The 3172-nt window shown below is 40.5% G+C and carries 3 protein-coding genes and 2 tRNA genes; 1 reads left to right on the plus strand and 4 read right to left on the minus strand.

Annotated features, from left to right (window positions below; all coding sequences use genetic code 11):
* On the plus strand, window positions 1–487 hold a 487-nt coding region (locus JWQ54_RS10810), incomplete at its 5' end, for a tRNA-dihydrouridine synthase (RefSeq protein WP_299584348.1).
* A gap of 472 nt (window positions 488–959) precedes the next feature.
* Here JWQ54_RS10810 and JWQ54_RS10815 read toward each other — a convergent pair.
* The 4 genes from JWQ54_RS10815 to JWQ54_RS10830 form a co-directional block, all read right to left on the minus strand.
* A tRNA-Leu gene (locus JWQ54_RS10815) sits at window positions 960–1042 on the minus strand.
* Window positions 1043–1105: 63 nt separating this feature from the next.
* Window positions 1106–1184: transfer RNA gene (locus JWQ54_RS10820), tRNA-Leu, on the minus strand.
* A gap of 787 nt (window positions 1185–1971) precedes the next feature.
* The gene (locus JWQ54_RS10825) at window positions 1972–2232 is read right to left on the minus strand and encodes a hypothetical protein (RefSeq protein WP_299584351.1); all 261 of its coding nucleotides are present in this window, start codon (window positions 2230–2232) and stop codon (window positions 1972–1974) included.
* Window positions 2233–2992: 760 nt separating this feature from the next.
* A partial coding sequence (locus JWQ54_RS10830) for a hypothetical protein (protein ID WP_299584354.1) occupies window positions 2993–3172 on the minus strand: 180 nt, incomplete at its 5' end.

Here is a 3172-nt window from a genome sequence, read left to right on the forward strand (position 1 = left end):
ATCCAATATACGGTTGGATGACTATGGCGGTACTTCCGAAAACAGGACAAGGTTCTTGAAAGAGGTTCTCTTCGCGATTAGAGGAGAAGTCGGTAGAGATTATCCGGTTATCGTTCGGGTTTCTGCCACCGACTATTGCGAAGGCGGGCTAACCCCTGAAGAGTGGGCGCGAATGTTAAAGCCGCTCGAGTCTGAATTGGATGCTATCCATGTCTCTACAGGCGGGAATCTCCCCCTACAACCTAGTGACGTATACACTGCTTATCAGTTGCCTCATGCGGCTGCGATCAAACAACATTTCAAAATTCCTGTCATTGCAGTCGGAAAGATTTATTCCCGCAGTCTCGCCAACCGTATACTCGAGGATCAATTAGCCGATTGTATAGCCATCGGCCGCCCTCTCTTGGAGAACCCGGATTATGCGGTACGTTTATTGATGCCTCAGGAACACGTTAGTAACGGAGAACTAAAGGGGGTTTCAAAATAATTCTCATATTTATTTCGCTGCTGGACAGTAGCGATCGTTGAATAAAAATGGAGCAGAGATAGAATTCAATATCTATCGTCTGTTCCATTTTTATGTATGGAGACAATAAAGTTTTGAAGTGCAAGAAACCAACAAACACAAGGGTTTGCTGGTTTTTCAAATAAAAGTGATTTACAAATTAAGTTTTAATATGGTGTTTCATGCTAAAAATGCTGAATTACAAATAAGTTTTGAAGTACTTTTTAAAACCAAACAAAAAGCAGTTCTAATGAATGCTTTGGTTGTACTATCTCGGAACCAAGTGGGCTCAAACTCATGACCTCATCACAATCAGCAATTGTATAACTATTCTGCCCGTTACTTTAACGAAAATAAAAAAAGAGCCATCACAGCTCTGCAAGATATATTATATTAAAAAAAATTAAAGCTCTCGAGATCAGTTTGTGATCCTGAGAGCTTTTTAATATGTAGTTGGTGCGCGTAGAGGGACTTGAACCCCCACGGTCGCCCGCCAGATCCTAAGTCTGGTGCGTCTGCCAATTCCGCCATACGCGCGTGGTAAAATTAAATCCACACCATCGATTTGTTCCTAGACTACGTGGATTAATTATATTGTAATGCCGGTGAAGGGACTCGAACCCCCACGGTTTCCCTCTCGATTTTGAGTCGAGCGCGTCTGCCATTCCGCCACACCGGCATGTAAAAAACTGTTATAAAATTGTCGACTTGACTCTTTTTTTCTGTCGAGTTATCCTCGACACATCAGCCGCACCAAACTTTTCCGCGTTACGTCGCGACAAAAGCGAGGTTAAGGAAAATGAGCTGAAATTTCAATGGTTTGGCGCGTTCATCAGGTGTAAAGCGAGGTACGATTTCGTGAAATTCCTTATAAGATAAGGCCTCATCGCCTGCTACCGCGTACGATTTGGGACTCTCACAATTTTGAGTCGAACGCGTCTGCCATTCCGCCACACCGGCGAGTAAAAAACTGGTATAAAATTGTCGACTTTACTCTTTTTTCCTGTCGAGTTATCCTCGACACAACAACCGCGTACATCTCGACCGCATAATTACTTAACAAAAGCGCGGTAAGAAAAATTAGCCTGAAAAATGAGTGATTTAGCGCGGTAGTTCTGTATAAAGCGCGCCACACTTTTCGCAAAACTCTTATATACCAAGGCTTCCCGGGCTTCACCGCATACGATTTGGGGCGCGTACAATTTTGAATCGTTTGCGTTTGTCATTCCTCTATAGTGAAAAGAATATAAACCACCTAAATCATTAAACAAAAATTTCGTCCCCAATTCGTCCCCAAAGATTTTTATTCAAAATAATTTCACTAATTAAATCGAATTGCAAAAAAAAAAGAACCCTTATCTATCAAGGGTTCCGAGTATTTAATATGTATGGTGCGGTCAGCGGGATTTGAACCCGCACACCCGAAGGCACCACCCCCTCAAGATATTTTCCTACATTTGTAATCCCTAACCTCCCCTGACAAACAAACCTCTGCTCATTTTGACATCGGGTTGAGTACACATCCTCTTGACGATATGCGCAACTAAGCGCAAATTGTGTTCAATGAGCAGGTTGCGCGATACTTGGTTCCCTTCCGCAAATAATAGCAGATGCTTTGTTTCCTCAATTTCTGACAACGGCTGTGGAAACGCATTGTTTTTCACATAAGACACCAACAGCATGATTTCCTTAATAAAAAACGCCATCGCTGAAAATAAACCAAGCATAGCTGCACACCCCCACAAAGTATTGTTAAATTGTATGTGGGCTTAGGCGCGGCTGTGCCTGTTCGGCGGAAAATAAATAAAGGGATTCTTTTAAATGGATAGTGCAAATACAATTGTGTTGCAAATAATAAAAAAGCCATGAGAACCTACATTTTATTGAGTAAATTATGCTATCAATCCAAAAGCGCTCTTTAATCAGACGAGTAGTCTAATTTCATCAAGCGTGGCTCTACATTCAGATCATACTTTGCCGGCAGTTTTTGCTTAATCGATTTTGTAACTTTCTTCCGCTGATTTTCCTTACCCATAATCACCTCACCTCCAATAAAAAAAGCCTATGCAAAAAATGCATAGACGTTTTTCTTCTGAGCCATTTTTTCATTAATGACAACAACTTTCATTGGCCATATATGTCCATTAATTACAAGCAATAATATAATTTCCACTGTGTCATAAGCGATGTCTTTAAAGCATCTTGATATTCATCTTTGTGATCCACATGTCGTGCAAATAAGAAAGATATAACAGGAAATATCCCTGTATCAATGATGGGGGAAACGGGTAATATTGTTTACGTGTTTCATACGCCCACCGATGTGCAATATGATCCAAGCAATGAGAAGTTGAAGGCGGATTATGAGTCTATGTTTAAAGATATCAAAACAATTAAAGCTACTTTCGAAATTAAAAACTACACACTAAAATATTTACTACAGGTACAAAGTTACAATCAATTCTTGTTAGAATATCCATGCGTATCTCATATCCTATCTGTATTGTTAATCCTATAATCCGCGAAAGCAACATCCTTTTCGTTGACCGTTCGTTCTAACAACTTTCCTGAAGCATCCCAAGCCAATACAAGTTTTGTTCCTGTGAGCGTATCTATTTCAAAATGGGTATCGTCCGTTGTTAGAAAGCGAGGTTTATTTATTGCTTT

The sequence above is a fragment of the Mucilaginibacter sp. genome, from assembly GCF_028288225.1.
Lineage (GTDB): Bacteria > Bacteroidota > Bacteroidia > Sphingobacteriales > Sphingobacteriaceae > Mucilaginibacter.